7 protein-coding genes are annotated in these 6,000 nt (G+C 67.2%); 6 read left to right on the forward strand and 1 reads right to left on the reverse strand.

Going from position 1 to position 6,000, the window contains the following annotated elements:
• Positions 1-85 precede the first annotated feature (85 nt).
• From E3O22_RS00200 to E3O22_RS00215, 4 genes are all read left to right on the forward strand, one after another.
• Positions 86-709 (forward strand): GAF and ANTAR domain-containing protein, encoded by a 624-nt coding sequence (locus E3O22_RS00200; protein ID WP_241976450.1) that lies wholly within the window; start codon positions 86-88, stop codon positions 707-709.
• Positions 710-718: 9 nt separating this feature from the next.
• On the forward strand, positions 719-1,435 hold the full coding sequence (locus E3O22_RS00205; RefSeq protein WP_134395880.1) for a GAF and ANTAR domain-containing protein: 717 nt from the start codon (positions 719-721) through the stop codon (positions 1,433-1,435).
• Between the two features lie 79 nt (positions 1,436-1,514).
• Positions 1,515-1,853: a hypothetical protein gene (locus E3O22_RS00210; RefSeq protein WP_134395881.1), complete on the forward strand. Its 339-nt coding sequence runs from the start codon at positions 1,515-1,517 to the stop codon at positions 1,851-1,853.
• A gap of 103 nt (positions 1,854-1,956) precedes the next feature.
• Entirely contained in the window at positions 1,957-2,844 is an 888-nt protein-coding gene (locus E3O22_RS00215) for a universal stress protein (protein ID WP_134395882.1), read from the forward strand.
• A 491-nt stretch (positions 2,845-3,335) separates the two neighbouring features.
• Here the strand turns inward: E3O22_RS00215 and E3O22_RS00220 are convergent, their stop codons facing one another.
• Positions 3,336-4,250, reverse strand: a complete 915-nt coding sequence (locus E3O22_RS00220; RefSeq protein WP_134395883.1) for a universal stress protein — start codon at positions 4,248-4,250, stop codon at positions 3,336-3,338.
• Between the two features lie 248 nt (positions 4,251-4,498).
• On the opposite strand from E3O22_RS00220, the gene E3O22_RS00225 reads away from it, so the two are divergent.
• On the forward strand, positions 4,499-5,626 hold the full coding sequence (locus E3O22_RS00225) for a sensor histidine kinase (protein ID WP_134395884.1): 1,128 nt from the start codon (positions 4,499-4,501) through the stop codon (positions 5,624-5,626).
• Positions 5,623-6,000, forward strand: a 378-nt coding sequence (locus E3O22_RS16190) for a response regulator transcription factor (RefSeq protein ID WP_241976451.1), incomplete at its 3' end; no start/stop codon positions are given. The genes E3O22_RS00225 and E3O22_RS16190, both read left to right, overlap by 4 nt.

A 6,000-nucleotide genomic window follows, 5' to 3' on the forward strand; every position in this document is an offset into this window, starting at 1 on the left:
TGACCGTCAATCGTTCGGCCTCGCCGTCGAGGAGTTGTCCAACGCGCACCGGACCAGCACGGACCTGTGCTCGCCGTTCCTGCGGGTGCTGCCCGTCACCGGCGTGGCGATCTCCACCCTCGGCGCACCGTTTGGCACCGAAACCGCGTGCGCGTGCGACGCGTCCGCCGCACGGCTCGACGAGCTGCAATTTGATCTCGGCGAAGGTCCGTGCTGGGAAGCCCTGACGACTCGTCGCCCGGTTCTGAACAGCGATATTCGACACCACGGCAATCCGGCTTGGCCGGTTTTCACACAATCCATCGACGAGACCGACGAGACCGACGTGGGAAGCGTGTTCGCGTTCCCGATGGTCGTCGGCACGCTGGACATCGGAGCGGTTGATCTGTACTCTCCACGCCCGCGCACCCTGACCGGAGTTCAGATCGCCGACGCCACGATGCTGGTCGGGATCGCCGCCCGACAGATGCTTCGGCGCGTCCTGCTCTCGCATACGATGAAGCCGGACCCTGACGCCGACGAGGGCTACGCGCGTCGCGTTGTGCACCAAGCGACGGGGATGGTTCTGGCCCAATTGAACGTGGGAGCTTCGGATGCCCTCCTGATCCTCCAGGGCTACGCGTTCTCCCACGCGCGCACCGTCCGTGAGGTAGCGGACGATGTTGTGGCGCGAAAAGTTGATTTCACATCAGAATTGAACGGGTCTTAGGGTGGATTTATGGTGACCAGAACACGTGAAGGTCAGTTGGTCGAGACCTTCGTCACGCTGGCCGACACGCTTGTCGTCGGGTACGACGTCGTCGACCTGCTGCACACACTCGTAGAGACCTGCGGCACACTCTTCGGGGCGTCCGCGGTCGGGATCATCCTCTCCGCCGGTAACGACAACGATCTCGAGGTCGTGGCCTCAACCAACGAACGCAGTCGCCTGATTGAGATCCTGCAGCTGCGGGCCGGCAATGGGCCGTGCGTCGAGTGCTACACGACCGGCAAACCGGTGGCTATTCCCGACCTCGATGTCCTCGCCCCGGCGTGGCCGAGATTTCGGGCGGGAGCGCTCGAACTCGGCTTGAAGTCGATGCACTCGGTTCCCCTGCGGCTGCGAGCGACGACCATCGGATCGCTCAATCTCTTCTGGGATCGCCTCGGCGGTCTGGGAGCGGAGGACCTGCGCACGGTCCAGGCGCTGGCCGACACCGCCACCATCGGCATTCTTCAGGAACGGGCCATCAGGGAGAGCGACGTGGCTCGGACGCAGTTGCAACGCGCGCTCAGTAGCCGCGTTCTGATCGAGCAGGCCAAGGGCGTCGTCGCTTTCACCCACACCGTCGACATGGAAGAGGCCTTCGCGATCCTGCGTCAATATGCCCGCGACAACGGCCAGCGGCTGGTCGAGGTTGCCGAGCAGGTTGTGAACCGAACTCTCGACCTTTAGACCCCGCACGGTCTAGAATCAGAAAATGCCCCAGACCCTGGCTGCACATGTCCATTTCGTGAACAATCAGGGGTCTACCATGAAGCGTATATTTCACCCCGGCGGATCGGTCATCACGGGCGATGATCTCGCGGATGCCGTCATGCACTATGCCGAGGCGTTGAGTCTCCGTCCCCAGGTCGATGTCGTCGACATCCCGATCGTCGAAGAGACCGGCCTGCTGGGCCGCATCCAGATCCTGATCGGCGGATCCGGCCAATTGGTCTGCGTCACTGCCGGTTTCGCTCGGTCAGAGCTGCTGGAGCCGGAGACGGTGGACACTCTCCGCCATAAGGCCCTGGTCGGCACGGCCTCGGGCCGAGCCTCGTGGACGGGCGACGGCCTGGATTCGCCACAGTTCGACGAGTTCGACTACTGACGTCCTGACCGACGTCGGGACTTTCGGCCCTGTTCTGGCGGATCGGCGCGCGACATCGTAAACCCCGTTCTGCCCGCTGTGCCGGGGAGCGGAGGAGGTCGTCATGGACAACCGTCTTGTAGTGGGGGTCAGCGGTCGGCCTGCGGCTCGGGCCGCGCTCCAGTGGGCGTTCGACTATGCGCGTCCCCGGCGCCTGGAAATCGAGTTGGTGCACGTCGTCGACGCGACCTTCGGCACGACCCCGGCCGGGTTTCTGCACGCGGCCCGCGAGCAGGCCGAACTGTTGCTCGCCCGTGAGGCCGAGGAGGCCCGCAGTGTCGCTCCTGACCTGACTTTTCACACGACGGTCCTTGAGGGCTCGCCTACCGGGGCCCTCACCGACTGGGCCGTCGGCGCGCAACTCCTCGTTGTGGGCTCGCACGCCCTGGGCCGGTTTCGGGACTATGTCTTCAGCACCCAAGCCGCGCAGATCGCGGCCTACGCCGGCGGTTCCGTCGTCGTCGTGCCCGAGCGGGAAGAACAGCGCGGCACCGGCGTCGTCGTCGGAGTGGACGGTTCCGAGGCATCTCTCGCCGCGGTGACATTCGCCGCGGATCAGGCGGACCGCCTGAGCGAGCGGTTGACGGCGCTGTACTGCTGGAGCGCACCGGTACCGTGGACCGAAGATCGCGCCATGATCGACTGGCCGATGGTGCCCGATGAGGCCGACCGCCTGGTCCTCGCCGAAGCGGTGGCGGGACTGGCCGAACGCTATCCGGACCTGAAGCTCGACCTGCGGCTCGACCTCGGGTTACCGGTGGACGCACTCGTGTCGGCGGCGACCGGTGCGCGGCTTCTCGTTGTAGGCAGCCACGGTCGTCACGGGTTCGCTCGCTTCTGGCTGGGTTCGGTCAGTCATGTGCTCGTTTTGACCATGCCCTGCCCAGTCGCCGTGATCAGGGTCGCCGTCACCGAGACCGGACCGGACCGGTCAGCGAACCCGTCTAAATGATTCACAGCGCTCGAATCGGAGCGTGCGAATCGGAGTGTGTCAGTCGGACCGGGCGATCAGCACAGGTGCGTCGATGTTCATCAGGGCGTCGTGGCTGCTGAACCGGGCACCGACTGGGTCACCGGCCTCGGATGTGATATTCCGAGCACCAGCAAGATAGCCTCGCTGCCGACATCGAGCAGAGCGTCGGCCGGCGGCTCCGGGCTCCGCACGCGAAGTCGACGGCGCATGCACGAGGATGGGTTCGTGGCCAAGGTGGCGCGCCTCCTGGGCGCCGCGGGACGCTGCGGGAGCCGAGCACGCGTCCGCTCAGGGAACCGGTCTTGTGGGTTCCGACGACCAAAACACCGTCGGATGTCGGTACCGCGGCGAGCGTCAGGCGGGAGATCCTTGCAGGACCTCGGGCGACCCGTCCGCTACCGCCCGAGCCAGACCCCAGCTGAAGGCGGACCTGCTCGGATCCGATCCGTCGAATCCGATGTAGTAGGTGTTCACCGCTTCTCCGCACCTTCCGTGGAGCCCGGTCGGGACTCGGCGCGTTCACCGGCCGGGCGGGGGACCACAGCGACCGGGCACGGCAGGTTCATCAGCACGTCGTGGCTGACCGAACCGAGAAAGAGGCTGCCGACGGCACCCCGGCCGTGTGTGCCGACGACGACGAGGGACGCCGTGTGGGAGGCGTTCACGAGCACGGATGCCGCGGTGCCCTGTTCCAGAACCTCGGCGATATGCAGCGCCGGATGCGCGTCGCGAACCCTCCTCGTTGCCCCCGACAGAATGCGCGCGTGGGCGTCTCGTATCTCCTCGTAGGGCAGGACGGCACCGTATTCGACGGCCACGGTCGCGGGAATGGTCCAGGCATGGACGATATCGAGAGGGAGTTTGTAACGCTCGGCTTCGCGGGCCGCGAAGTCAACGGCGACCAGGGCCGTGACGTCGTTCTCCATGCCCACGACGATGTGGCCGCCACGCGCCTGCCAGTTGACGGGGACGACGACGACGGGGCATCGGGCGTGGGCCGCGATGCGAAGGGGAAGGGTGCCGAAGACCGTCCCGGCGAGAACACCGGTCTTGTTCGTGCCGATGACCAGAAGGTCGGCGGTCGCCGACGCCCGCGCCAGCTCATCGACCGGGACGCCATGGCGGATGTAGCTCGTCTTCCGGCAGGAGGGTGCCACCTGTTCGACTCGTCGAAGGGCTTCCGCGAGCGGGCGCTCGTAGGCAGGCTGACTGGAATAGTCCGATCCCTCAGCGGGGTACCAGCCCAGCTCCACCACCGTGGTGAGTTCGAGTTGCACGGGCGTGCCCTGCATCCGTTCGAGCGTCACAACCCGGTCGAGGGCCCACTCCAGGGCTGCCTTGCTCGCGGCCCCACCGTCAATGGCGACGATCACTTTTTCAACCATGGGTGTGACTCCTGCTCTGGGGTGGAATCGCACCGGACAGTCCGATCCACGTCATTATGGCAGTGCCTGCCGGACGGGGACAGGGCCGAAGGTCTCGTGCGGGTAGTATCCCCGCTACCAGACGAGAGGCGGTCCCCGGTCATGCCCCACAAAACTATCCCGGTCACCCTGAACGAACGACCTGAGGCTCTCCCGGAGACAGTGATCGAACTGCCGGCGCATCTGCCCTCCAGTGCCGGTCGCGGTGGGTGGCCGCATCCGCCGATTTCATCGAGGGTTTGCTGGGTGAGCGAACGGGTGACCCGCTGATGGTGCTGGCAGACATCTTCGCGTCGGCTGCGGATGCGGCCCTGGTCTGCGTTATCGGGCCGCCTGGTGTTGATTCGGGCGCGGGGGACGGTTTTGTCGTCCATGCGGCTCATGGAAGTGCCACTCGACCGTTGGACGGCCTGACCTTCCCCGTGGCGGGGAGCCTGTGCGGCCGGGCGCTGGCCACCGGCCGGCCGATCCTCGTCGGCCGGGAAAAGCGCGAGGCTGCGGGCCCCGAGTCGCTCCTGATGCTCGGGCCGACCCTGGTGGTCCCGCTGGGGAAAGCCGGGGAATCCGGCCCGCCCGCAGTGGTGCTCACCGCCTCCCGGCCCAGCGGGGCGCTTCCGTTCACTGCCGTGGACCTCGATTCTGCCGTCGATTTCGCCCGACTGGCATATGTGGGCCGCCACCTCGAGCGGAGCAGCACGGACCGGGCGCGTCTGGCGGTGCTCACCGATCGCGACCGGATCGCACGTGAGCTGCACGACCGGGTCATTCAGCGGGTGTTCGCTGTGGGGCTCGCCGTGCGCGCCCTCGGCGGGATGACCGCCGACCCGGTGTTCGGGCGGCGGCTGGCCGACCAGGTGGGAGCCCTTGACGCGGTCATCACCGATCTCCGCACCGCGATCTTCGGGTTGTCGACGCAGGCGGACCCCGACCGGCACGGGCTTCGCCGCAGAATCGTCGACCTGCTCGACGAGGTCGGGCCTCTCTTCGCGCACCCGCCGCGGGTGGTGTTCTCCGGGGCGATCGATCTGCTCGTTTCCACCTCTCTGGCTGATGATGTCGTGGCAGTCGTGCGCGAGGGGCTGACCAACGTGGTCCGGCACTCTGGAACCCGGGAGGCGGAAGTGCGCGTCTCGGTCGCGGCGGACATCCTCACGGTCGAGATCGGCGACACCGGCGTCGGTCTGACCGGCGCAAGTCGGCGCAGCGGCGTCGCTAATCTGGCGGTCAGAGCCGAACGCTGGCAGGGGATGGTGTCGCTGATCGGCCGGGCGCCGCGCGGTGCCGAGCTGCGTTGGACGGCGCGCGTGAGCGACGCTACCGCAGGGACTTCGCGATGACGCGCGTGTTTGTGGTCGACGACCATGACGTCGTCCGTATCGGCCTGGCTGCCCTGATCAACGCCGAAGCCGACCTGGAAGTGGTGGGGGAGGCGGCAACGAGGCGGCAGGCCGTGGCCAGGGTCGCCGCCACCCGGCCGGACGTCGTGGTCCTTGACGTGCGGCTGCCCGACGGAAGCGGCATCGACGCCTGCCGGGACATCCGCGGGAGGGATCCCGGCATCCGGTGCCTGATACTCACGGCGTTCGACGACGACGTGGCCAGCCGCGCCGCTGTCCTGGCTGGGGCGTCCGGCTATGTCTTGAAGGACATCCGCGGTGAACGCCTGGTGGAGGGAATCCGGCGTGTGGCCGGGGGGGGGGGGGGGGGGGGG

Source organism: Cryobacterium sp. TMT2-18-2 (assembly GCF_004402245.1).
Classification (GTDB): Bacteria; Actinomycetota; Actinomycetes; order Actinomycetales; family Microbacteriaceae; genus Cryobacterium; species Cryobacterium sandaracinum.

Coding starts and splice junctions, on each gene's coding strand:
- E3O22_RS00205 (WP_134395880.1), top strand. CDS start 719: ATGGTGACCAGAACACGTGAAGGTCAGTTGGTCGAGACCTTCGTCACG.
- E3O22_RS00210 (WP_134395881.1), top strand. CDS start 1,515: ATGAAGCGTATATTTCACCCCGGCGGATCGGTCATCACGGGCGATGAT.
- E3O22_RS00215 (WP_134395882.1), top strand. CDS start 1,957: ATGGACAACCGTCTTGTAGTGGGGGTCAGCGGTCGGCCTGCGGCTCGG.
- E3O22_RS00220 (WP_134395883.1), bottom strand. CDS start 4,250: ATGGTTGAAAAAGTGATCGTCGCCATTGACGGTGGGGCCGCGAGCAAG.